Annotated in this window: 21 protein-coding genes; 9 read left to right on the top strand and 12 right to left on the bottom strand. The window is 67.4% G+C overall.

What is annotated here, in order from left to right:
* Positions 1 to 81 precede the first annotated feature (81 nt).
* A complete protein-coding gene (locus RT123_RS02810) occupies positions 82 to 576 on the bottom strand; it encodes a hypothetical protein (RefSeq protein ID WP_313007709.1) in 495 nt (164 codons plus the stop codon).
* A 143-nt stretch (positions 577 to 719) separates the two neighbouring features.
* On the opposite strand from RT123_RS02810, the gene RT123_RS02805 reads away from it, so the two are divergent.
* From RT123_RS02805 to RT123_RS02785, 5 genes are all read left to right on the top strand, one after another.
* Complete coding sequence (locus RT123_RS02805) at positions 720 to 1,217, top strand: GAF domain-containing protein (RefSeq protein ID WP_313007706.1); 498 nt, start codon at positions 720 to 722, stop codon at positions 1,215 to 1,217.
* A 60-nt stretch (positions 1,218 to 1,277) separates the two neighbouring features.
* Positions 1,278 to 1,955 carry an SDR family NAD(P)-dependent oxidoreductase gene (locus tag RT123_RS02800; RefSeq protein WP_313007735.1) on the top strand — a complete coding sequence of 226 codons (678 nt, stop codon included), beginning with the start codon at positions 1,278 to 1,280 and terminating at the stop codon, positions 1,953 to 1,955.
* The gene (locus tag RT123_RS02795; RefSeq protein WP_313007703.1) at positions 1,955 to 2,791 is read left to right on the top strand and encodes a CoA ester lyase; all 837 of its coding nucleotides are present in this window, start codon (positions 1,955 to 1,957) and stop codon (positions 2,789 to 2,791) included. The genes RT123_RS02800 and RT123_RS02795 overlap by 1 nt, the downstream gene beginning before the upstream one ends.
* Positions 2,792 to 2,867: 76 nt before the next feature.
* A complete protein-coding gene (locus RT123_RS02790) occupies positions 2,868 to 4,898 on the top strand; it encodes a capsular polysaccharide biosynthesis protein (protein WP_313007702.1) in 2,031 nt (676 codons plus the stop codon).
* A gap of 114 nt (positions 4,899 to 5,012) precedes the next feature.
* Positions 5,013 to 6,167, top strand: coding sequence for a beta-ketoacyl-ACP synthase III (locus tag RT123_RS02785; protein WP_313007700.1), 1,155 nt, complete (start codon positions 5,013 to 5,015; stop codon positions 6,165 to 6,167).
* A 4-nt stretch (positions 6,168 to 6,171) separates the two neighbouring features.
* Here RT123_RS02785 and RT123_RS02780 read toward each other — a convergent pair whose 3' ends face one another.
* Both RT123_RS02780 and RT123_RS02775 read right to left on the bottom strand, forming a co-directional pair.
* Positions 6,172 to 6,633 (bottom strand): DoxX family protein, encoded by a 462-nt coding sequence (locus tag RT123_RS02780; protein WP_313007698.1) that lies wholly within the window; start codon positions 6,631 to 6,633, stop codon positions 6,172 to 6,174.
* 41 nt (positions 6,634 to 6,674) lie between these two features.
* Positions 6,675 to 7,880 (bottom strand): M48 family metallopeptidase, encoded by a 1,206-nt coding sequence (locus tag RT123_RS02775; RefSeq protein ID WP_313007696.1) that lies wholly within the window; start codon positions 7,878 to 7,880, stop codon positions 6,675 to 6,677.
* Between the two features lie 145 nt (positions 7,881 to 8,025).
* Here RT123_RS02775 and RT123_RS02770 point away from each other — a divergent pair, with 145 nt between their 5' ends.
* Entirely contained in the window at positions 8,026 to 8,286 is a 261-nt protein-coding gene (locus RT123_RS02770; RefSeq protein ID WP_105625219.1) for a hypothetical protein, read from the top strand.
* A gap of 72 nt (positions 8,287 to 8,358) precedes the next feature.
* Here RT123_RS02770 and RT123_RS02765 read toward each other — a convergent pair whose 3' ends face one another.
* The gene (locus RT123_RS02765; RefSeq protein WP_039244441.1) at positions 8,359 to 8,886 is read right to left on the bottom strand and encodes a porin family protein; all 528 of its coding nucleotides are present in this window, start codon (positions 8,884 to 8,886) and stop codon (positions 8,359 to 8,361) included.
* 232 nt (positions 8,887 to 9,118) lie between these two features.
* The gene (gene ppdK / locus RT123_RS02760; protein ID WP_409514883.1) at positions 9,119 to 11,800 is read right to left on the bottom strand and encodes a pyruvate, phosphate dikinase; all 2,682 of its coding nucleotides are present in this window, start codon (positions 11,798 to 11,800) and stop codon (positions 9,119 to 9,121) included.
* A gap of 209 nt (positions 11,801 to 12,009) precedes the next feature.
* Between ppdK and RT123_RS02755 the strand changes: the two genes are divergently transcribed.
* A complete protein-coding gene (locus RT123_RS02755; RefSeq protein ID WP_313007689.1) occupies positions 12,010 to 12,363 on the top strand; it encodes an endonuclease domain-containing protein in 354 nt (117 codons plus the stop codon).
* A gap of 72 nt (positions 12,364 to 12,435) precedes the next feature.
* Here the strand turns inward: RT123_RS02755 and glyS are convergent, their stop codons facing one another.
* The 6 genes from glyS to RT123_RS02725 form a co-directional block, all read right to left on the bottom strand.
* Positions 12,436 to 14,595 (bottom strand): glycine--tRNA ligase subunit beta, encoded by a 2,160-nt coding sequence (gene glyS / locus RT123_RS02750; RefSeq protein WP_313007686.1) that lies wholly within the window; start codon positions 14,593 to 14,595, stop codon positions 12,436 to 12,438.
* Positions 14,595 to 15,530 (bottom strand): glycine--tRNA ligase subunit alpha, encoded by a 936-nt coding sequence (locus RT123_RS02745; protein WP_313007683.1) that lies wholly within the window; start codon positions 15,528 to 15,530, stop codon positions 14,595 to 14,597. Before RT123_RS02745 ends, glyS begins: the two co-directional genes overlap by 1 nt.
* A gap of 57 nt (positions 15,531 to 15,587) precedes the next feature.
* Complete coding sequence (locus RT123_RS02740) at positions 15,588 to 16,484, bottom strand: fasciclin domain-containing protein (protein ID WP_313007681.1); 897 nt, start codon at positions 16,482 to 16,484, stop codon at positions 15,588 to 15,590.
* 203 nt (positions 16,485 to 16,687) lie between these two features.
* Positions 16,688 to 17,566, bottom strand: a complete 879-nt coding sequence (locus tag RT123_RS02735; protein ID WP_313007679.1) for a 4-(cytidine 5'-diphospho)-2-C-methyl-D-erythritol kinase — start codon at positions 17,564 to 17,566, stop codon at positions 16,688 to 16,690.
* Between the two features lie 3 nt (positions 17,567 to 17,569).
* The gene (locus RT123_RS02730; protein WP_313007677.1) at positions 17,570 to 19,462 is read right to left on the bottom strand and encodes a tetratricopeptide repeat protein; all 1,893 of its coding nucleotides are present in this window, start codon (positions 19,460 to 19,462) and stop codon (positions 17,570 to 17,572) included.
* Between the two features lie 64 nt (positions 19,463 to 19,526).
* Positions 19,527 to 21,182, bottom strand: coding sequence for an electron transfer flavoprotein-ubiquinone oxidoreductase (locus tag RT123_RS02725; protein WP_313007731.1), 1,656 nt, complete (start codon positions 21,180 to 21,182; stop codon positions 19,527 to 19,529).
* Between the two features lie 195 nt (positions 21,183 to 21,377).
* Here RT123_RS02725 and RT123_RS02720 point away from each other — a divergent pair, with 195 nt between their 5' ends.
* Positions 21,378 to 22,190, top strand: a complete 813-nt coding sequence (locus RT123_RS02720; RefSeq protein ID WP_313007675.1) for a uracil-DNA glycosylase — start codon at positions 21,378 to 21,380, stop codon at positions 22,188 to 22,190.
* Positions 22,191 to 22,274: 84 nt separating this feature from the next.
* Entirely contained in the window at positions 22,275 to 23,960 is a 1,686-nt protein-coding gene (locus RT123_RS02715; RefSeq protein ID WP_313007673.1) for a lytic transglycosylase domain-containing protein, read from the top strand.
* Positions 23,961 to 23,964: 4 nt separating this feature from the next.
* Here RT123_RS02715 and RT123_RS02710 read toward each other — a convergent pair whose 3' ends face one another.
* Positions 23,965 to 24,102 carry a hypothetical protein gene (locus tag RT123_RS02710; RefSeq protein ID WP_313007671.1) on the bottom strand — a complete coding sequence of 46 codons (138 nt, stop codon included), beginning with the start codon at positions 24,100 to 24,102 and terminating at the stop codon, positions 23,965 to 23,967.
* Positions 24,103 to 24,144: the final 42 nt, after the last annotated feature.

Genomic DNA, 24,144 nt, shown 5'->3' with positions numbered 1-24,144 from the left:
TGGTTTTGTTTGGGATAAATCATGCGCTTGCGCTCAAGCTTGAGGTACGGATTGGATCCTGCCTCGCCCTCCTGAACACGGTTATCCCGCGCAGATGCGCACGCGGTCGTTGATCCAGCAGCCGTCGCTGAGGCGCACGGTCCCCAAGCGATCGCCGGCCTTATCGTCATCGGGATCGGCGTTCCAGGTGGCGTCGGCCGAGCCGTCGGCCATCAGGACGACGACGGCGAAATGGGAGTTCTTGGGCTTGCCCTCGGACCAGGCGTTCATGGTGTAGCCGCCGTCGCCGAACGGATAGACGAGGCACGGCTCGTCGAGCAGAACCTTGCCGTCGACAGAGAGATAACAGGACTTGCGCGACGCCGCAGGCGTCGCGGATGCCGACGACGACGTGGGGCTGGAGCCTGTCTTCGCCGGTTCCGCAGGCGGTGCTGTCGGCTCTGGTGCGGACGGCGCGGGGGTCTGCGTCGCGTCAGCTGGCCCAGGCGCGCCGGCGTCCTGACCACAGGCGGCCGCGGCGGCCGACAGCATCAGGGCGGCGATCAGGCTGAGCGATCGTGAAGGAGTTGATGTCACGCGAGCCTCCGTCGTTGTCTCCCAGCGCCAACACGGGGGCGCACGGAACCGTTCCCGGCGAGACGGCGGCGAATGACGGCGCCCCTCCCCTTCGGCCGGCCGCTCGCCTATATCGCCAGCCTGTCCCGCTCCGGAGTTTTCCCATGGCCTATGTCGCCCGCAACGATCGTCCCGCCGACAAGGCGGCGCGCTATCTGGAGGTCGAGGCCGAAGTCTTGGCGGTGCTGGACGGCGAGCCGAATGTAACGGCGCGAATGGCGACGGTGGCGTCAATGCTGGCCGATGCGTTCGAGCACTATTTCTGGACCGGCTTCTATGTCGTGGCGACGGACAAGGCGGACGAACTGGTGGTCGGGCCCTATCAAGGGACGCTGGGGTGCCTGCGCATCGCGTTCGGGCGCGGAGTGTGCGGCGCGGCGGCGGCGACGGGTCAAACGCAGTTGGTCGAGGACGTGCACGCCTTCCCTGGCCACATCGCCTGCGACAGCCGTTCGGCCAGCGAGATCGTGGTGCCCGTGCGCGACGCTTCGGGCGCCCTGATCGCGGTGTTCGACGTGGATGCGACGACGCCGGCCGCCTTCGATACGGACGATCAGGAGGCGCTAGAGCGGTTGATGGCGAAGGTGTTCGCCGACGCTTGATCGGGGCCGGTTGATCCGGCCGTGTCCGGCTCTATGGTCCCCGGCGACATGGAGGATCGGATGATGCAGCGGACAGTCGCAATCACGGGCGGGCACGGCGTCCTGGGCCGGGCGGTGCTGGAGGCGGCGCTGAAAGGCGGCTGGCAGGTTGCGGTCATCGACCATGCCTCGGGCCATGCCGTGCCCGACGGCGTGCTGGAGGTCGGAGGGGTCGATCTGACGGACGCCGGCCAGGCGCAGAAGGCCGTCGACGCCGTGATCGCGCGGTTCGGGCGGCTGGACGCCCTGCTGAACATCGCCGGCGGCTTCGTCTGGCAGACGACCGACGATGCGGAACCGGCCTGGGACCGGATGCACGCGCTGAACGTCGCGACCGCCGTGAACGCCAGCCGCGCGGCGCTAGATGCGTTGAAGGCCTCGCCCGAGGGTCGGATCGTCAATGTCGGCTCGGCCGCCGCGCTGAAGGCCGGGGCCGGCATGGGCGCCTATGGGGCGGCCAAGGCCGGGGTCCACGCCCTGACCCAGGCGCTGGCCGAGGAGTTGAAGACGACAAAGGTGACGGTCAACGCCGTCCTGCCGTCGATCATCGACACGCCGACGAACCGTCAGGACATGCCCGACGCCGACCCGGCGACCTGGGTCGCGCCGGCCGATCTGGCGGCGGTGATCCTGTTCCTGGCCTCGCCCGAGAGCCGGGCCATGACCGGCGCCCTGGTGCCCGTCACGGGCCGCGTCTGATGCGCAGCGACCGGGTCCGCAGCGTCCTTTATCTGCCCGCCTCCAATACGCGGGCGATCGAGAAGGCGCGGACGCTGGATTGCGATGTCGCCGTGCTGGATCTGGAAGACGCCGTGGCGCCCGAGGCCAAGGCTGACGCGCGTGACGCCGCCGTCGCGGCGGTTCGGGACGGCGGGTTCCGGCCACGCCTGGGCGTTCGGATCAATGGCCTGGACACCGACTGGGGGCTGGACGACCTGACGGCGATGAAGGCGGCGGGGGCCACGCTGGTCGTCGCGCCCAAGGTGGAGACGCCCGAGGCCGTGCACGCCCTGTCCGCCGGCTTGGCCAAGGGTTGCGCCCTGTGGGCAATGATGGAGACGCCGCGCGCGCTGATGGCCCTGGCCGACATCGCCACGTCGGACGGGACGCTGGACGGGCTGATGCTGGGGGTCAACGACCTGGCCAAGGCGTTGGGGACGGGGGCGTCGCCGGATCGCGAACCGTTCAAGCCGTGGCTGGCGATGCTGGTCGCCGCCGCCCGGGCCAATGGCTTGCTGGCCATCGACGGGGTGTTCAACCAGATCGACGATGCGGACGGCCTGGCGGCCGAGGCGGTGCAAGGGAGGCTGTACGGTTTCGACGGCAAGAGCCTGATCCACCCGTCGCAGATCGCGGCCGCCAACGCCGCCTTCTCGCCGTCCGAAGCCGAGATCGCCGATGCGCGAGCGATCGTCGCCGCCTTCGATGCGCCAGAGGCCGAGGGGCGGGGCGCGATCCGCGTGAACGGGGCGATGGTCGAGCGGCTGCATCTGGAGCAGGCGAAGACCTTGCTGGCGCGGGCGGATCGGACCTAGTCGCGTCGACGCAACCGCCGTAAAGCTCGCGTCGAACCTCAGCGGACCCGACTTGCCCCTACCCTCCGACACGCCTTTGAAAATCCCGGCTTGGGTCTGTGCGCCCGGCGTGCTGAAGGTCCCGTTCCTCGACGTGTTTCTGGCCGACTACGACCTGCGTCGGTTGCCGAGCGACGATGTGCAGGCGGTGCTGGGCTGGGGGATGAAGCCGACGGCGGCGGCGGGGCGACGGTGGGCCGAGAAGAACGGGCGGCCATATGTGGCGCTGGAGGACGGGTTTTTGCGTTCGGTCGGCATCGGCGAGGCGGGCGCGACGAGCCTCAGCCTGATCGTCGATGATCTGGGCGTCTATTATGATGCGACGCGGCCCAGTCGGCTGGAGCAACTGATCCAGACGGCTGATGACTGGTGCGACGCGGCCATGAGCGCGCGGGCGCGAGGGCTGATCGACCGGATCGTGGCGTCGGGCGTGTCCAAGACCAATATGGGCGGGCCGCTGGATCCGGGCCTGCTTAAGCCTGGTCGGCGCGTGCTGATCGTGGACCAGACGTTCGGCGACGCGTCCATCGCCTGTGGCCTCGCGACGGCTCAGAGCTTTGACGAGATGATCGCCGCCGCTCGGCGCGACGAACCGGACGCCCAACTGATCGTCAAACGCCATCCGGCGGTGGCGGCGGGCAAGAAACGCGGCTGCGTGACGGACCTGACGGGCGTCACTTTGGTCGATACGGATGTACGGCCCGCCGACCTGCTGGCGGCGGTGGATGCGGTCTATTGCGTCACCTCGGCCCTGGGGTTCGAGGCCCTGTTGCACGGCCTGCCGGTGCGGTGTTTCGGGGCGCCCTTCTATTCCGGCTGGGGTCTGACGACCGATGCGGTCGAGACGGGGCGGCGCCGCGTCGCGCGATCGATCGAACAGGCCGCCGCGGCCGCCCTGATCGCCTACAGCCGCTATGTCGATCCGGTGACGGGCGACAGGTGCGAGGCCGAACAGGCGCTGGAGCGGTTGATCGCGCTGCGCGACCGGGCGGACCGGCTGGCGGGCTCTTGGTCGGCAGCCGGGTTCGCCCCCGCCAAGCGGCCGCCGGTGCGCCGCCTGCTGAACTCGCCCAAGGCGTCGATGCGCTACTTCATGTCGCCCTCGCGCGCCGCCGCCCATGCCAAGGCGACCGATGGGCGCCTGATCTGGTGGGCGGGCAAGGAGAGCGAGGCGACGCGCCAGGCGGCGGCTGCATTTTACGGCCCGACCGTGCGGATGGAAGACGGCTTTATCCGTTCGCGGGGTCTGGGTTCCGATTTCGTCGGCGCCCTGTCGGTCGCCCTAGACGATCAGGGCGTCTATTACGATCCGTCGCGGCCTTCGCGGCTGGAAACCCTGATCGAGACCTCGGACCTATCGCCGGTTCAGCTAGCGCGGGCCGCCGCCCTGCGGACGCGCGTGGTCGATGCCGGCCTGTCGAAATACAATCTGAGGGGTCAGGCGCCGACGGACTGGCCTGTTGATCGCGACATCCTGCTGGTCGTTGGTCAGGTCGAGAACGACAAGTCGATCCTGCTGGGCTGTGCGCCGGACCTGAACACCAACTCGGCCCTGGTGGAGGCGGCGCGGCGCGACCATCCGGACGCCTTTCTGGTCTATCGCAATCACCCCGACGTGCTGGCGGGCAACCGGCCCGGGCGACTGGACGCCGGGGCCATGGGCTCGGTCGACGCCGTGGGCGACGGGCTGGATATCGTCGACTGTCTGAACGCCTGTCGGCGGGTGGCGACCCTGACCTCCCTGACCGGGTTCGAGGGCCTGATGCGGGGCAAGGCGGTATCGGTCTATGGCCGGCCCTTCTATGCCGGATGGGGACTGACCGACGACCGGCTGACGTTCGAGCGCCGCAGCCGCCGCGCCGGCGTCGATCACCTGGTCCACGCCGCCCTGATCGCCTATCCCCTCTATGTCACGCCCGAGGGCTGGCCCTGCGAGGCCGAGGATCTGGTGGACCGGCTGATCGCCGCGCGCGACCAGCCAACGCCCAAGGCGCCGCGCGGTCAGATCCAGCGCTGGGCCACGGGCGTAATCGCCAGTCTCGACCGCAGACCGCCGCCGTCCTATTGACGCGTTCTGATAGGAAACGGACTGTCCTCAAGCAGCGAGGCCCCGCAGGCCGAGTGATAGGAACACACTCCTCAAGCAGCGAGACGCCGCGCGTCGAGCGATAGGAACCACAAAGTGTCGAATGCAGTGATCGCCGCCACCGGCCTCTTCACCCCCGAACAGTCGGTCTCGAACGCCGAACTGGTCGACAGCTACAACGCCTGGGCCGACGGCTGGAACGCCCGCCACGCCGCCCAGATCGAGGCCGGCGAGTTGGAGGCCAAGTCGCACTCCTCGCCCGAGTTCATCGAAAAGGCGTCGGGCATCAAGAGCCGGTTCGTGCTGGACAAGGCTGGGATCATCGACCCCGAGCGAATGGCCCCGAACCTGGCCGAACGCTCCAACGACGAGATTTCCATCCTGGCCGAGATGGCGGTCAAGGCCGCGCGTCAGGCCATCGAGGCCTGGGGCAAGCCGGTCAGCGAGATCGGCGCCGTCCTGTGCGCTGCCTCGAACATGCAGCGCGCCTATCCCGCCATGGCCATCGAGGTGCAGCAGGCGCTGGGCATCGACGGCTTCGCCTTCGACATGAATGTGGCGTGCAGCTCGGCGACCTTCGGCATCAAGACGGCGACGGACTTCATCGCCGGCGGCTCGGTCAAGGCGGTGCTGATGGTCAATCCGGAGGTTTGTTCGGCCCATCTGAACTTCACCGACCGCGACAGCCACTTCATCTTCGGCGACGTGGCGACGGCGGTGATCGTGGAGTCGTCGGATACGGCGGGACCGGGCGGCTGGGACGTCCTGGGCACGCGGCTGAAGACGACCTTCTCGAACAACATCCGCAACAACTTCGGCTTCCTGAATCGCAACGCGCGCGACACCGCGCATCTGGACAGCCCCGAGGCCGACGACAGCATCCAGAACGACAAGCTGTTCATCCAGCAGGGCCGCAAGGTCTTCCGCGACGTGGTGCCGATGGTGTCGGACATGATCGTGGATCACGCCAGCGAACTGGGCCTGGATCCGCACGAGCTAAAGCGCCTTTGGCTGCACCAGGCCAACATCAACATGAACACGATGATCGGCAAGAAGGTGCTGGGTCGCGAGCCGTCGGCCGATGAGAACGTCATCATCCTGGACGAATACGCCAACACCTCCTCGGCCGGGTCGATCATCGCCTTCCACCTGCACAACGACGGATTCGAGGCGGGCGATACGGGGCTGATCTGCAGCTTCGGCGCCGGCTATTCGGCCGGGACGGTCTTTGTCAGGAAGCGCGCGGCCTGAAGCCCTAAAGCCGGGGCAGGAACAGGACGAAGTCCAGGCTCCACAGCCCCGGTCCATTGGCGATCAGCCAGATCAGGATGACCATCAGCAGGGTCTCGGGCAAGTCGAAATAGCTGGAGAGGCGATAGCCGAGGCTGGTCCCCTCCACCGACTTTGACGCCACGGTCACCAGGGCGACCAGGCTGATGATCAGCAGCACCAGGGCCGCCAGGCTGGTGAACAGGCCCATGATCAGCAGGGCGCCGAAGGCGAACTCGCACACCGAGACGAACTTGGCGGTCTGGCGCGGCGCGGCGATGCCGGCCTCGACCATCGTTTCCTGCATCTTCTCGGCCTGGGCCGGGGTGAACAGCTTGTAGAAGCCGGACAGGAAGAACATTCCCCCAACCACGACCCGTGCGATCAGGGGCGCGATGTCCATCAGGGCCGGAACGCCCAGGCCGAGGCCGCGATAGAGGTCGATCATGGGGCGAAGGCTCCGCTTGGAATGGCAGAGCCTTCAATGCCCTATGGACGCGTCGGTTGCTCTGCCAAGGCTTGGGCGGGATGCGTCGCCTTCCATTCCATGGCGCGGCGGATGCGGTTCTCCACGCTGGGGTGATCATAGAACAGGAACTCCTCGATCGCCGATGGCGACGGGGCGCGGTATTCGGCGGTCTTGATCAGGGCCTTGGACAGACCGTCCGGCGCATTGGCGTGAACCAGCGAAAAGTGGTCGGCGTCCTCCTCCATCGTGCGGGTCATGGTGGCGAAGACCGGGGTGCCAAGCACGCCCAGGAAAGCCAGCACCAAGGCCAGGACCGGCAGGCCCGCAGGGTCAGAGATGTCGCCCACGCGATCCGCCCTCAAAAGACGATGCGCCACCGGATACAGCCGGTCGGTCAGCCAGAAGGCCAGCACCGACAGGAGGACCAGAATGCCGACGGTCCAGAGAATGTGCGCCCGGACGTAGTGGCCCATCTCGTGGCCGACCACGCCCCGCACCTCGGCCAGATCCGCGCCCTGTTTGAACATGGTGTCGCTCATCGCCACCCGCGCCGTACCGAACAGGCCCGAGACATTGGCGGTGTAGCGGTCGGACTGTTTGGAGCCGTTGTAGATGAAAATCTTGTCCGACGGCGTGCCGGTCTGTTTGGCCAGGGTCACGACGGCGTCGCGCACCGGCCCGTTCGGCGCGGGCGTATAGGTGTTGAAGATCGGCTCGATCACCAGGGGCGCGAGCACCAGGCCGATGACGATGAAGGCCGCCGTCACGCCGGCCGCCCAGGCCCACCAGAACCGGCGCGCACGCCGGATCAGCGCATAGATCGCCACGAGCAGCAGCGAGGTCGCCACAACCGAAATCGCTGCGCCGATCACGGCCTCGCCCAGCCAGCCGCCCAGGGCCTGGCTGGTCAGTCCATACTGTTTCTCTCGCCACCAGCCCTGATAGATCGCCCACGGCAGGGTCAGCGCCCAACTCATGGCCGAATAGACCAGGGCGACGGCGAAACTGGTCAGGATCGGCCGACGGCGGCGACGTTCGATCCGGCTGCGGATCGCGACCAGCAGGCCGGTGCGCACGATGATCCAGGCGACCAGGGCCGAGACCAGGAAGCTCCACAGGATCAGCCAATGCGAACCGTGGGTATAGGCGATGGCCCGGGCCGTTTCCTGGGGCGACAAGGTCGCCAGCCATTGGGCCGTCGCGGCCGCCGGATCGAAATTCGTCATGGTTTTCTCCCTTGAGAGAACCAAACCGCGCGACCCGCGTTATGTCAGGTTAATTCGCATCCATGATGATTCTCGCCCGGCCACGCTTGAATCTTTCACGACTTTTTGTCACGCATTCTCCTGTCGAGAACAGGGGATGTCCCAGATGGCTCACAAGACGCCCAAGCAGGTCCTGGAAAGCTTGGCTCATGATATCGCCACCGTGTTGAAGAGCATGGGTGGCTCGGCGCACCAGAACATGGTGGTCGATTGCGTGGCGGCGATGAAGCGCCAGCGCGGCGAGGCGGTCAACCCGCCCGATCTTCGCCAAAAGATCATCGAGACCTTCGAATACTATCGCGACTGGTTCGTTCGCCCGTTCGGCGAAGGCTCGCAGCGCTGGGCTCTGGCCGGCGACTTCGGCTGATTTCCCTATCCTGAACGAAAAAGGCGCGCTCCCTGCGGAGCGCGCCTTCGTCGTTATGACTGATTGATCCAATCAGAAGCGACGGATGTAGCTGACCGAATAGGCGTCGGCTTCACCACCGTTGTCGCGGTAGTCGCGACGGGTCCAGTCGGCGCGCACGCCGTTGACGCCGTCCAGGTAGTAGTTGGCGCCGGCGCCGTAGTTCCAGCTGTCGCCGCCCACGTCGGTGTTGGCGCCCGGGAACTTCTGCTTCAGCTCGGTGTGGCCGTAGCCGCCGCGTGCGAACAGTTCCAGCTTGTCAGAGACCGGCACCTTGCCGACCACGTAGCCGGCGGCGTCCCACTCGTGTTTGATCTCGCCATCGACGCCCGCGACGGTGAAGTCGTCATGCTTCACGCCGACCGAGGCTTCGGTTTCCACAGCGATGTAACGGTTGAGGTTGACGCCAAGACGACCGGTGACAGCGCCCGTCGTTGCATTGTCGCCTTCAAGATGAGTGTAGCCCAGCGAGCCGTAACCGCGCGGCTCGGGATTGGTTTGAGCAAAGGCCGGAGCGGCGATTGCGGAAACGGCGACAGCAGCGAGAAGAATGTTACGCATTGTTTCTTATTAACTCCTAGATGTGATGAACAGACCGATCATCAGCCCCATCCAGCGAGTGCTTAAATAGGTCACGGCGTCATCTGTTCCAGAGGCGCGAAAACACGACGAATGCCTGTGGATGCAGGGACACATACAGCGTTCCGTCAAGATCGGCGACTTTGTGGCGCCGCAGCAAAAAGGGCGGCCTCGACAGAGACCGCCCTTCTTCGGTTCGTCTTGCTAAGAAGGCCTAGCGGTCCTTCTCGCGCTCCACGTTCAGCGCGGCTTGGGCCGCCGCCAGACGGGCGATCGGCACGCGGTAGGGCGAGCAGGAGACGTAATCCAGCCCTGCCTGTTCGCAGAAAGCGATCGACGAGGGATCGCCGCCATGTTCGCCGCAGATGCCCAGCTTGACCTCGGGCCGGACCTTGCGCCCGCGTTCGGCGGCGATCTCGATCAGGCCGCCGACGCCGTCCTGGTCCAGCCGCACGAAGGGATCGGTTTCGAAGATGCCCTTGTCCAGATAGGCCTGCAGGAACCGGCCGGAATCGTCACGCGAAATGCCGAACGTCGTCTGGGTCAGGTCATTGGTGCCGAAGCTGAAGAACTGGGCGTATTCGGCCAGGTCCCCGGCGCGGATGGCGGCGCGCGGCAGTTCGATCATCGTGCCGACCAGATAGTCGATGCTCTGGCGCGTCTCCTCGAACACGGCCTTGGCCGTGCGGTCGGTCAGTTCGCGCAGATATTTCATCTCCAGGCCCAGGGCGACCAGCGGGTGCATGATCTCCGGCAGGGGCGCGGCGCCCGACTTCTGCTTGACCTCCAGCGCCGCCTCGATGATGGCGCGGACCTGCATCTCGTAGATTTCGGGATAGGCGACGCCCAGCCGGCAGCCGCGGTGGCCCAGCATGGGGTTGGTCTCGTGCAGTTCCTTGGCGCGACGCTTCAGCTTTTCGGCGTCGATGCCGGACGAGGCGGCCAAGGCGTCGATGTCTTCCTCGGTGTGGGGGATGAACTCGTGCAGCGGCGGGTCCAGCAGACGCACCGTCACCGGCAGGCCGGCCATGATCTCGAACAGTTCGACGAAGTCCGACTTCTGGAACGGCGCGATCTTGGCCAGCGCTGCGCGACGGCCCTTTTCGTCGTCGGCCAGGATCATTTCGCGCACGGCGGCGATCCGGGTGTCGTCGAAGAACATGTGCTCGGTGCGGCACAGGCCGATGCCCTCGGCGCCGAAGCCGCGCGCGGTCTTGGCGTCCAGCGGGGTCTCGGCGTTGGCGCGAACCTTCAGGCGGCGCACCTTGTCCGCCCAACCCATCAGGGTCTGGAAGTCGCCGGTCAGCTCGGGCTCGATCATGGGCACGGCGCCGTCCAGCACCTCGCCCTTGGAGCCGTCGATGGTGATGACCTCGCCGGCCTTGAAGGTGCGGCCGCGCGCGGTGAATGTGCCCTTGGCCTCGTCGATATGGATCTCGCCGGCGCCGGAGACGCAGGCCCGGCCCATGCCGCGCGCCACGACGGCGGCGTGGCTGGTCATGCCGCCGCGGGCAGTGACGATGCCGCGCGCCGCATGCATGCCGTGAATATCCTCGGGGCTGGTCTCTTCGCGCACCAGGATGACCGCTTCGCCCAGACCGGACATGCGCTCGGCCTCGTCGGCGTCGAAGACGATCTTGCCGGTCGCGGCGCCGGGCGAGGCCGGCAGGCCGGCGGCGACCACGGTGCGCGCCGCATCGGGGTCCAGCGTCGGGTGCAGCAGTTGGTCCAGCGCCGACGGCTCGACCCGGCTGATGGCCTCTTCCTGAGAGATAACGCCCTCGGCGGCGAGGTCCACGGCGACCCTCAGCGCCGACTTGGCTGTGCGCTTGCCGTTGCGGGTCTGCAGCATCCACAGACGGCCCTGCTCGACCGTGAACTCGATGTCCTGCATGTCGCGGTAGTGGCTTTCCAGCTTGCCGACGACATCGACGAACTGGGCGAACACCTCGGGCATGGCCTCTTCCATCGAGGGGGCGGTCTCGCCCATCTCCTCGCGGCCGATCTTGGTCAGGGACTGGGGGGTGCGGATGCCCGCGACCACGTCCTCGCCCTGGGCGTTGATCAGGAACTCGCCGTACAGGCGCGCCTCGCCGGTCGAGGGGTTGCGGGTGAAGGCCACGCCGGTCGCCGAGGTCTCGCCCATGTTGCCGAACACCATCGACTGGACGTTGACCGCCGTACCCCAGCTTTCGGGAATGTCGTGCATGCGGCGATAGAATTTCGCCCGGTCGTTCATCCAGCTTTCGAACACGGCGCCCACGGCGCCCCACAGCTGGTCCTTGGGATCCTGCGGGAAGGCGTGACCCAGTTCGCGCTCGACCACGGCCTTGTAGTCGGCGACCACCTTCTCCCAGTCGGCAGCGGTCAGGTCGGTGTCGACCGTGACGCCCAGGCGATCCTTGTGCTGGTCCAGCACCTCTTCGAAATCGTCGTGGCTGAGGCCCAGCACGACGTTGGAATACATGGTGATGAAGCGGCGATAGCTGTCGAAGGCGAAGCGACGGTCGCCCGACAGCTTGGCCAGACCCTCGACCGTCTGGTCGTTCAGGCCCAGGTTCAGCACCGTGTCCATCATGCCCGGCATCGACGCACGCGCGCCGGACCGCACCGAGACCAGCAGCGGGTTTTCGACATCGCCGAACGTCTTGCCGACCACGCCCTCGACCTTGGCCAGGGCGGCCTGGACCTGAGCGTCCAGATCGGCCGGATAGGTCTCGTTGTTGGCGTAATAGTGGGTGCAGACCTCGGTGGTGACGGTGAAGCCCGGAGGAACCGGCAGACCCAGCGACGACATTTCCGCCAGATTGGCGCCCTTGCCGCCAAGAAGGTTCTTCATCGACGCGTCGCCGTCGGCGGAGCCTCCGCCGAAGCCGTACACCCACTGAGTCATCATGCAGTCCCTGAGCTTTTCGGATCGTCCGGCGGGTTGGCCCCGCTCGCACATGCAGCATGATCTAGCGCGTGAGAGCGGCCTTGACCATTGCGGATGTAACAATGCGTGAGGGGGTGGGCGGTTTCCAGGCGACGTGCGCGCACAACCTTGACGTCATCGTCTCCTCCCCATGAAATGGGGAGGGGGACCGCGAAGCGGTGGAGGGGTTCTTGACGCACGAAGGCTCCGTCTCGCGCGCCCGCATCCTGCGCCGCGCCCTGACCCCGCCCGAAGCCCGACTGTGGGTCCACCTGCGCCGCCGGGCGCTGGGTGGGCTGAAATTTCGCCGTCAGCATCCGGCGGGCGTCTATGTGCTCGACTTCTATTGCGCCGAGGCGATGCTGGCCGTCGAGGTGGATGGCGAAAGCCATGAAGGCCGAGGCGAACACGACGCCCGACGCACGCGCTGGCTTGCGACCCAGGGCATTGCCGTCATCCGCGTCTCGGCCGAACCGGTGCGGGTGGACCTGGGCGACGTGCTCGATTTCATCGCCGACAGGGCGAGAGACCGAATCCGAGACTGAAACATCCTGTCTCCTCCCCATGAAATGGGGAGGTGGCGCGGCGCGCTTGCGCCGTGACGGAGGGGTTCTGCCCTACCCCGCGATCTGGCCGAAGTCGGCGACCTGGCCCATGACGTCGCGGACCTGGCCCAGCAGCTTCAGGCGGTTTTCGCGTTCGGCGGGGACATCGGAGTTGACCAGAACCTCGTCGAAGAAGCGGTCCACGGGCGCGCGCAGGCGCGCCAGGGCCGTCATGGCGGCGGCGAAGTCCTCGGTCTCCAGCGCGGCCTCGACGGCGGTGCGCGCGGCGCCGACGGCGAAGGCCAGGGTGGTCTCGGCCTCGGGCTGGTTCGGCAGGCCGGTCTGAACCATGCCGGTGGGCAGGGGCCCCTTCTTCTCCTCGGCGCGCAGGATGTTGGAGGCGCGCTTGTAGCCGGCCAGCAGATTGGCGCCGTCATCCGTGGCGAGGAAGGCGGCCAGCGCCTCCACCCGACGCACGATGCGGACGAGGTCGTCGTCGCCCAGAGCAAAGACGGCGGCGACGAGGTCGTGACGCTGGCCTTGGTCGCGGAGAAGAACGGTTAGGCGGTCGGCGAAGAAGGCAATCAAAGCGATGGCACCGGGATTCAAAGCTGTTTCCCGACCATAGTAGTCTCGGCCTGCTTCGGAGAACGCTCGATATGCTGCCGCATTGGCCTCAAATTCCGGGCCATTCGTGCCGTCATATGGAATGAGCGGAAATTCGATCTTCGCGCCGATGTGAGCGGCAATCCGAGCGACATCGAAGAGCTTCAGCCGCACCTCATTCTCCAGCACCAGCCGGATCACCCCCAACGCCGCGCGGCGCAGCGCGAACGGGTCCTTCGACCCCGTCGGCTTCTCGTCGATGGCGAAGAAGCCGACCAGGGTGTCCAGCTTGTCGGCCAGGGCGACGGCGACCGTGACGGGCGCGGTCGGGACGGTGTCGGCAGGGCCTTGGGGCTTGTAGTGGTCGCGCACGGCGTCAGCGATCGCGTCGGAGTGGCCGGCGAGGCGGGCGTAATAGCCGCCCATGATCCCCTGCAGTTCCGGAAATTCGCTGACCATGCCCGACAGCAGATCGGCCTTGGACAGGCGGGCGGCGGTTTCGGCCTCGTCGGCGTCGGCGCCGACCAGCGGCGCGATCTCGCGGGCCAGGGCGGCGATGCGCTCGACGCGCTCGGCCAATGTGCCCAGTTTGGCGTGGAAGGTGACGCCGGACAGTTTGGCGTTCCAGGCGTCGAAGCCGACCTTCTGATCCTCGTCCCAGAAGAAGCGGGCGTCGTTCAGGCGGGCGGACAGGACGCGGCTGTTGCCGGCGGCCAGGGCCTTGCCGCCGTCGGTCGCCTCGACATTGGCGACGACTAGGAAGTTGGGAGCCAGGCCATCCTTGGACGGATCGCGGACAGCGAAATACTTCTGGTGGACCTTCATCGACAGGCGCACGACTTCTGGCGGCAGGGCCAGGAACTGCGGGTCCATGTCGCCCAGGATCGGGGTCGGCCATTCCGCCAGACCCGCCACCTCGTCCAGCAGACCGTCGTCATCGACCAGCACCAGGCCGCGCGCGGCGCAGGCGGCCTTGGCCTGTTCCAGAATGCGCAGTTTGCGGTCGGCGACGTCCAGCAGGACGAAGTTCTTTTCCAGTTGGGTGCGGTAATCGACGAAGTCGCTGACGCGCAGCAGCTCGCCGGAACCCAGGAAGCGGTGGCCCTCGGTGATCGCGTCGCTCTGAATCCCGTCGATCTCGAACGGCACCACCTTCCCGTCGAACAGGCACAGGATGCGCTTGATCGGACGCACCCAGCGCAGCGTGCCGGAACCCCAGCGCATCGACTTGGGCCAGGGGAAGGTGCGGGCGACCTGATCGACCGTCTCGGCGACCAGATCGGTCGTGGCGCGGCCCTTGGACGACAGGACGGCGAACAGGACGCCGTCGCGCTCGCTCAGTTGATCGCGCGTCAGGCCGGTCTTGCGCAGGAAGCCTTCCAGCGCCTGTTCCGGGGCCGAGGCGCGCGGGCCCTTGACCTGTTCCTCGCGGTCCGGCGTGGCCGTGGGCAAGCCGTCGATCACCAAGGTCAGGCGGCGCGGACCAGCATAGGTCGTCAGGGCCTCCCACGTAAGGCCGGCGGCCTTGAGACGGTCGGAGACCATCCGCTCAAGGTCGCGCGCGGCGCCCTGCTGCATCCGGGCGGGGATTTCTTCGGAGAAGATTTCGAGGAGAAGTTGGGGCATCAGGCGGTTTTCCGCTCTTGTTCGACGTAGGCGAGGGCGCAGGCTTTGCAGAGTTCGCGGATGCGGCCGATGTAGCTCTGGCGTTCGGCCACGGCGATGGCCCCGCGGGCGTCCATCAGGTTGAACAGGTGGCTGGCCTTCAGAACCTGATCGTAGGCGGGCAGGACCAGCGGCTGATCCTGCGGCCCGCGCATGTCCAGCAGGCGCTGAACCTCGCCCACCATGTCCTCGAACCGGCGCTTCAGACCGTCGACGTCATAGCCGTGGAAGTTGGCTTCCGACTGCTGGCGCTCGTTCTCCAGGAAGACCTCGCCATAGGTCAGGCCCTCCTTGGTGAACTTCAGATCATAGACGTTGTCCACGCCCTGGACGTACATGGCCAGACGTTCCAGCCCGTAGGTCAGCTCGCCCGACACCACATCGACCTCAATGCCGCCGACGCCCTGGAAGTAGGTGAACTGCGTCACCTCCATCCCATCGCACCAGACCTCCCAGCCCAGACCCCAGGCGCCGACGGTGGGGTTTTCCCAGTCGTCCTCGACGAAACGGATGTCGTGCAGTTTCGGATCAATGCCGATGGCCGCCAGCGACCCCAGATACAGCTCCTGAAGGTTGTCCGGATTCGGCTTCAGGATGACCTGGTATTGGTAATAGTGTTGGAGGCGGTTGGGGTTTTCGCCATAGCGGCCGTCGCCGGGGCGGCGGCTGGGCTGGACATAGGCGGCCTTCCACGGCTTGGAGCCGAGCGCGCGCAGGACGGTGGCGGGATGCAGCGTGCCGGCCCCGACCTCGATGTCATAGGGCTGCAGAATGGCGCAGCCCTGCTCGCCCCAATAGCGGTGGAGCGTCAGGATCAGGTCCTGAAACGCGAGCGGCTCGGTCGAGGTGGTCAAATCGGGCTCGTGGGGAGGGCTGCAAAAAAGACGGCGGACCATAGGGCCCGCCGCCTTCCGCTTCAACACGCTACCGAGCGAGCGCGTGGTCGACCCTGATCAGTTCGGGGTCGGCTTGGCTTCGGCCGCGCCGTCGGCGGCGGGATCAGCCGCATCAACCGGCGGCGTGGCCGGGGTGTCGACCTGACCGTCAGTCGGATTGACGACCGGCGACGAGGACGTGGTGGTCGTCATCGCGGCGGGCTGGCCGTTGGGCGCGGTCGGGGCCGGCGTCGCTTCAGCAGCCGGCGTCGCCTCAGCGGCCGGAGCAGCGGTTTCGGCGGGCGCGGCGGCCTCTTCATCACCCATGGCGGCCATGGAATTCGCCGGGTTCAGGACCTTGTCGATCGGGAAGATGGCGCCGTTCGAGGCGTCCAACTCGGCGCTGACGACCGTCGCGCCGTCAGCCTTGATGGCCGAACCGGTGCCGTCCAGTAGAACCTGGCTCTCGGCGGCCGTCTCTACGCCGCCCTTCTTGCCCATGATCTGGTCGGGCGTCACGTCGGCGACGATGACGTGATACAGCAGCAGCTGGCGCAGTTCGGCGGCGTTTGCCGGGTCCATCAGACGCGTACGCTCGGCCTCCGGCACGGCGGCGAAGGCGGCGTCGGTCGGAGCGAAGATCGAGATGGCCGGGCGGCTGGCCAGGGTCTCGGTCAGCTGGGCGGCGTCCAGCGCGGCCAGCAGGGTGGTGAACTGACCGCTGGCCTTCAGCTTGTCGACGACGGTTTCGCCGGCGACAGGCGTGGTCGTCTCTGCAGTCGTGGTCGTGGTCGCGGCGGCCTCAGCCGTCGGCGCCGGCGTCTGCGGCATGGCTGGCATGGCCGGACCGGTTTGCGGCATGGTCGCGGGGGCGGGCGTCGTCGTGGTCGCCGGGGAGGTCATGTCCTGGGCGAATGCGGGGGCGGCCATCAGGCTGACGACGGCGGTGGCGGCAAGCAGTTTTGCACGAAGCATGGCGATTTCCTTTTTCCTGTTTGAGGATCGCCGCGGGGGAGAAGGCGACCCGTTCCAGACATCGGAACTGCCGACTCAAATCAGAACGCCGTGATCTGGTTCCGAGATTTCGAAACAATGCGTAACGTTTGTGATGATCTGGGCGAGACCTGGGCGAAATCGCCGGTTTCGCAACCTGATCGCCGGTATTCGGCCACAAAGCTTCAGCGTTGCTGTACGGATAGCCGTGTTGCTTTGACCCAGGCCTCGGGATGAGCAGTAGACAAGGCGTGCGCAGCGGATCGGGCCGCGTCGTCGCTGGGATACAAACCGAACACCGTCGCGCCTGAGCCGGACATGCGGGTCAGGGCGGCCTGGTCCGTCGCCGCCATCGTCGACAGGCCCGCGTCAATCGCCGGCGTCAGGGCCAGCGCAGGCGCTTCAAGATCGTTGCGCTGCGCCGACAGCCATTCGATGACGGCGGCGATGGACCAGTCCAGGGGCGGCGCGGGTCTGTCGGCCGCTCGCACCGGCCCTGCGTCGTAGGCCCGGTAGACGGCGCCGGTCGGCGAGGGGACGCCGGGGTTGAACAGGACGGCCGGTAGGGGCGGCAGGCAGGGTTCGTCGGTCAGCACGTCTCCCCTCCCCTCGGCCCAGGCAGTGCGCATCCGAAGACACATAGGCCCGTCCGCGCCGACGACGCCCGCGACCGCCTCAAGCGCGGCGTCACTGAGATCGAGCGCCAGGACGTCGCGCGCCAGTTTCAGCGCCGCGCCCGCATCGGACGATCCGCCGCCCAGCCCCGCCGCGATGGGCAGGCGCTTGTCCAGCGTGACCTTCAGTTTCGGCGCTCCGATGCCGCAGGCCTCGCCCAACTGACGCAGGGCGCGCAGGATCAGGTTGTCGTCCGTCGCGCCCAGCCCGCCGCCGAAAGGCCCGTCGACCGTCAGCGACAGACGATCCGCCGGCTCGACCGACACGCGATCTCCAACATCGGCGAAGGCGACCAGGCTGGACAGCGGATGATAGCCGTCAGCATCCACCGCGCCGACGTGCAGGAACAGATTGATCTTGGCCGGCGCCAGGGCGGTCAGGGCAGGCATGACCTATTGCGCGACGCCCTGAGCGCTCGGCGCGCCGTCCAGCCCATTGGCGATCTTGCGTTCGACCTCGGCCCGACGTTCGGGTTCAGGCTCCAGCACCAGGACGCGATTCCACAGCCAGACGGCTTCGCGTTGACGGCCGACCTTCCAATAGGCGTCGCCGAGGTGATCATTGATCTCGGCGTTGGACGGTTCCTTGTCGACAGCCTCTTCCAGCGTATTGACGGCGGTTTCGTACTGGCCCTGTTTGAACTGCGCCCAGCCCAGCGAATCCTGGATGTTGCCGTTGTCGGGCTCCAGCGCATGAGCGCGGGCGATCATTTCGGCGCCTTCCTGGACGCGCAGCCCCTTATCGACCCAGAGATAGCCGAGGTAGTTCAGCATGTCGGCGTCGTTCGGCGCGGTCTGAAGCGCGGCCCACAGTTCGGCCTCGGCCTCGGGAACACGACCCAGCGCCTCATAGGCAGCGCCGCGCAGGAAGTGGACGCTGGCGCCCTGATCAGCGGTGTTCAGAAGCGGCCCGTCCAGCAGGGTCAGCGCCTCGTCATGCTGTTTCAGCTGCATCAGCTGACCGGCCAAGACCAAGGCGATCTGCCGATCCTCGGGGCTGGCGGCGGCGGCGCGGCGCAGTTCGGTGAGCGCGTCCTGCGACTGGCCGTCTTCCTCCAGCGCCACGGCCAGCTGAGCGCGGGCGGCGGCGTAGAGCTGCGGATCGGCGGTCCCGACCCGCGACAGGGCGTTGCGGGCGGCGGATTTCAGCCCGGCGCGGGAAAGCACCTGGGCCAGCTGATATTCCGTCTCGTCATCGTCGTGCAGGTTCTGGGCGAGGCGCAGATAGACCGCGGCGAACTCGTTGCCGCGCTCGACCGAGGCCTGGGCGGCGGCGGTGATCAGGCCTTGGGCGGCGCCTTCACGGAAGTCGGGCAAGGCAGGCGGGCGGCCGCCGTCCTTCAGCCGTTGCAGCGCGCGGGCCACGCCCGGATCGACGGGCTGGACCGCCATGGCGGCTTCATACAGGGCGACGGCGTCGTCGCGGCGACCGCGCCGTTCCAGAAACTCGCCATAGGGGCGTTTGAACAGGGCGCCGACGCCGGCGACTTCGGACGCGGCCTTCAGCTCGACCTCGGCCTCGGCATAGTCGCGACGTTTTTCGAGCAGGGCGGCGCGATTGATGCGGGCGAAGGCCAGGGTCAGGGGATCGCCGGCGGTCGGGACCGGCTGAAGCGCCCGGGCCCAGTCGCCCGCCGCCGCCGCGATCCACGGCGCGACCAGCAGACCGGCGCGCGCGTGCGGCGCGCCGATGGGCTGGCGGGCCAGTTCGGCGTTCGGCGTCCTGGCGTCGCCGCGCACGAAGTCCTGCACCAGACGCACCAGCCGCCCGCCCTCGACAAACGCCGGAGATGCGGTCGCATCGGTCGGGGCCAGGGCGGCCGCCACATCCAGATCGCCGGTCAGCAGGGCGGAGGTGAAGGCCTGTTCGCGCACGCGCGGCTGTTCCGGCGTCAGCCTTTCCGCCTGGGCCAGATAGTCCGAGCCGGTCGCCCCCTCGCCCTGCATCAGGGCCAGCTTGCCGGCCAGATAAAGACCATAGGCGCTGCGGCCCTCGGCGTTCGTCGGGATCGGCGCCCAGACGGCCGGGATCGCCGGCGTCACGGGCATATCGGTGATGATGATGCGAGGATCGGGCGCGGCCTCGGCCGGCGCCTGACTTGGTGCGGCCTGAGCCGGTGCAGTCTGGCCCGGCGCCGTCTGGCCCGGCTCCAGGATGACGGCCGGCGGATGGGTCTCCGGCGTCGGGGCGGGCGGGGTTGTTTCCTGAGCCGAGGCATGGCCGGCAAGCGCCAAGGCGAGGACGGTCAGGGAGGCGGCGAACAGGCGAGAACGGGAGGCGATCATGCCCGGACCCTTCACGCTTTTGCAGCGGCGGGCAAGGGCGGAACGCCGCCCCTGCCCCGTTCCGTCACATGTTCGGATAGTTGGGACCGCCGCCGCCTTCGGGCGTGGTCCAAACGATGTTCTGCGACGGATCCTTGATGTCGCAGGTTTTGCAGTGGACGCAGTTCTGGGCGTTGATGACGAAGCGCGGATCGGCCTTGGCCGCCTCGTCGCCATAGACGACCTCGTACACGCCCGCGGGGCAGTAAAGCCGCGCCGGCTCGCCGTATTTGGGCAGGTTGACGCGGATCGGGATCGACGGATCCAGCAGCTTCAGGTGGGCCGGCTGGTCCTCGGCGTGGTTGGTGTTGGAGATGAACACCGAAGACAGCTTGTCGAACGACAGCTTGCCGTCCGGCTTGGGATACGCGATCGCCTTGTGGTCGGCGGCCAGACCGGTCGAGGCGGCGTCGGTCTTTTCGTGCTTCAGTGTCGGGATCGGCGATAGGCCGCCCAAGAGGGTGCGGCACCACATGTCGAACATGCCCAGCGCCCCGCCCAGCGTCGTGCCGAACTTGGACAGCAGCGGCTTGGTGTTGCGGACGACCGATAGCTCCTTGTAGACCCAGCTCTTTTCGAAGGCGGTCTGGTATTCGACCAGTTCGTCGCCCGCGCGCCCGGCCTGAACGGCCTCGTAAGCGGCGTCGGCGGCCAGCATGCCGGTCTTCATGGCGTTGTGGCTGCCCTTGATGCGGGGCACGTTCACGAAGCCGGCCGAACAGCCGATCAGCACGCCCCCGGGGAAGCTCAGCTTCGGGATCGACTGCAACCCGCCCTCGGTGATGGCGCGGGCGCCATACGAGATGCGCGTGCCGCCTTCCAGATGCGGGGCGATGGACGGATGGTGCTTGAACCGCTGGAACTCGTCGAATGGCGACAGGAACGGGTTCTTGTAGTTCAGGTGGACCACATAGCCGACGGCCACGTAACGGTCGCCGAAGTGATAAAGGAAGCTGCCGCCGCCGGTGTGTTCGTCCAACGGCCAGCCGGTCGAATGCTGGGCGAGCCCCGGCTGGTGCTGTTCGGCGGGCACCTGCCAAAGCTCCTTCAGGCCAATGCCGTATTTCTGGGGCGACTTGCCGTCCTGAAGCTTGTGCCTGGCGATGATGGTCTTGGCCAGGGAGCCGCGCACGCCCTCGGCGATGAAGACATATTTGCCATGCAGTTCGATGCCGGGCTGGAAGTCGCCGGTCGGCTTGCCCTCGCGGTCGATGCCGAAGACGCCAGCGACGACGCCCTTCACCTGACCCGTCTCTTCTTCCCAGACGACGTGGCTGGCGGCCATGCCGGGATAGACCTCGACGCCCAGGGCCTCGGCCTGCTCGCCCAGCCAGCGCGTGACGTTGCCCAGCGAAGCGATGTAGCAACCGTGATTGTGCATGAAGGGCGGCATCAGCGGCATGGGCAGCGACGCCGACCCTTGCGGGCCCAGCAGCAGGAACTTGTCCTTTGTGACCGGCGTTTCCAGCGGCGCGCCGCGTTCCTTCCAGTCGGGGAACAGCTCGTTCAGCGCCTTGGGATCGATGACCGCGCCCGACAGGATGTGACCGCCGACCTCGGCCGCCTTTTCCAGAACGGCGACGGTGATTTCCTTGCCATCTTTTTCCGCGCGCTGCTTCAGGCGGATGGCCGCCGACAGGCCGGCCGGACCGCCGCCGACGATCACGACATCATATTCCATGATCTCGCGCTCGACGCCGTTCAGCGCCTCCAGCGGCGGCAGATTGTCGATGATGGCGTCCTGACGGGCGTTTTCCGCGCCGCCTTCGATGGCGTCTTCGGCCATGGTTTCCCCTGAATCCCGGTTATCTGTGTGGTTATGCCGCTTATCGGAAGGTGACGCGAGGGCGGTCAAGGCTTATCGGTGGTTCGAGACATGAACGCGCAACCCCATGACATCGCTGCAGTCGAAAGCCTGCTCGCCTTCTGGCGGGATGCGGGGGTCGACGCCTGCTGTGGCGATGCGCCCGTCGATCACACCCACGTCGCCCCGCCGCCGGCCGTCAAGGCGGTGCAGAGGGCGACGGCCTCGGTCGTCATGCCACTAGCCGGCGTCAACGCCGATGACGCCCTCGCCGAGGCGCGGCGGCTGGCCGCTGGCGCCGCGACGCTTCAGGATCTGGCGGCGGCGGTCGCGGCGTTCGAGGGCTGTCCGCTGCGCGGCATGGGCGCGACGCAATCGGTGTTCGGACGCGGCAACCCCAACGCCTCGATCCTGATTATCGGCGAAGGTCCAGGCGGAGATGAGGACCGGGCGGGCCAGCCATTCGTCGGCAAGGCCGGGCAGTTGCTGGACCGGATGCTCGCGGCGGCAGGCCTGACTGACAAGGTGTTCATCACCAACACGGTCTTCTGGCGTCCGCCCGGCAACCGCACCCCCAGCCCGCAGGAACAGGCGGTATGCGCGCCCTTCGTCGAGCGCGCCTTCGCCCTGCTGAAGCCCAGGGCCGTGCTGCTGCTGGGCGCAGCCTCGGCCAAGTCGGTGCTCGGCGCCGAAGAAGGCATCATGAAGCTGCGCGGCAACTGGAAGGAATGGCGCTTGCTGGAAGGGGCGGTGTCGGCGCCCGTCATGCCGACCCTGCATCCCGCCTTTTTGCTGCGTCAGCCACAAGCGAAACGACAGGTCTGGAGCGACCTACTTTCGCTGGCCGTTCGCCTTGAAACGGACTCGGTTGAAGAACAAGGCTAATCGCGGCATGTTCGCATGCTGACGACCGATCGCCATACACGCGCCCGTAGCTTACGCGCGTCGCCAACGAGGGGGCCGCCGCTTATGTTTCTGTTCCGCCGCGCGATCCTCGCGTCGACGCTTGTTCTTGCGTTCTGCGCCGCCACGACGGCCGCGACCGCCGAGACGCCCTACGGGTCAACCGCCGAGGCCAGTGCCGGTTCCGGACGTCCCACCGCGCTGAGCTCGGCCGACAGAATCTCCTACACCACCGCCTTTGACGCCCTGCGCCGCGGCGACATCGAGACGGCCCGCATGGCGGCCCGTCAGGCGCAGGACCGCGTGCTGCTGGGTCAGGTCGAGTTCGAGAGCCTGTTTCATCCCGATCATGTCGCCACCTACGAAGAGCTGACGGCCTGGCTTGAGACCTATTCGGATTTGCCGTGCGCGGACCGGGTCTATACGCTGGCGCTGCGTCGTCGCCCCGACGGCGCGCCCGAGCCGGTGCGTCCTGGCGGCGGGCTGGGCCGCACCTGGAACAGTCTGGTCAGCGCCGTGTCCGGCGACGGCGGCGTCACCGATCCGGCCAAGGCGGCGCGCGTCGCCTACAACAACAACGACCTGACCGGCGCCTCGGCCCTGGGGCGCCAGATCGGTGATTGGTGGACGGTCGGCCTGGCGGAATGGCGTCTGGGCCAGTTCCACGAATCCTTCGCCGCCTTCGAACGCGTCGCCAACGATCCGACCGAGGACGCCTGGGTCCGCGCCGGCGCCGCCTTCTGGACCGCGCGTGCCGCCGCCCAGTCCGGTCGCCAGGATCGCGTCACCGACTATCTGCGCCTGTCGGCCCAGTGGCCTGCCACCTTCTATGGCCAGATCGCCCTGCGTCAGCTGGGAGAAGAGCCGACGATCGAGAACATGGGGCCCCGCCCCTACGAGGCCGAGCCACGCCTGCGCCGCGCCGCGTATGTGCCCCAGAGCGCCGCCGTCGAACCGACCGCCCTGGAAGCCTTCGTCCAGGCCGATGCCCGCGCCAAACGCACCGTCGCCTTCTATGAGGTCGGGCGGAACGCCGATGCCGAGACCGAGCTGCGGTCCGGGCTGCGCACCGCCGTCGGCGATGCGGCCAAGATGTGGACCGCCCTGGCGCGCGCCATTCTGCCGGTCAACAATGGCGACGCCACGCGCATCGATGCGACCCGCTATCCGATGCCGGACCTGGCGCCCGAAGGCGGCTTCGTCATCGAGCGGGCGCTGGTCTACGCCCTGGCGCGCAAGGAGACCGACTTCAATCCGAACGCCCGTTCCAGCGTCGGCGCCTATGGGCTGATGCAGGTCATGCCGACGACGGCGGCCGAGATGACCGGCGATCGCACCTTCGTCTCGGACCCGACCAAGCTGCTGGTTCCGGCGGTCAACATGCGTGTCGGCCAGGCCTACATCAACAAGATGCTGGCCCTGCCGGCCTTCCAGGGCGATCTGCTGCGGGCCGTGGCCTCCTACAACGCCGGGCCTGGGCCGATGCTGGCGGCGGTCAGGAAGTTGGGCGCGGACGCCGATCCCCTGCTGCTGATCGAGACGATCGACGTGCCCCAGGCGCGCGACTACGTCGAAAAGGTCATGGCCAGCTACTGGATCTATCAGCGCTTGTTCGGCGGCCCGCTGAAGACGCTGGACGCTGTCGCGTCGGGCGCGCGCGCCGTGCCGATGGCTCTGGATTACGTGGCCCCGCCGCTGCAGGCCGAGCCGGTTCTGATCGCCGAGACCACGCCCATCGCCGGCGCGCGCTGACCTTTTAGAAGACCGCGAACAGCAGGCTGGCCCAAAACGCCGCCCCGACCAGGGCCGCAAGTCCATAGGCCACAACCGGATTGAGGCCGCGCGCAGCGGCTTGGGTCGGAGGGCTGGGCAGGATCGGGCTCGTCATGCCCATAGAGATAACAGCGTCCACTTAACGCTGCGTCAGCCGGGATGG

It is taken from the genome of Brevundimonas vesicularis, assembly GCF_032067225.1.
In the GTDB taxonomy this organism is placed as follows: Bacteria; Pseudomonadota; Alphaproteobacteria; order Caulobacterales; family Caulobacteraceae; genus Brevundimonas; species Brevundimonas vesicularis_F.
This window is presented reverse-complemented; position numbering and strand designations above follow the sequence as displayed.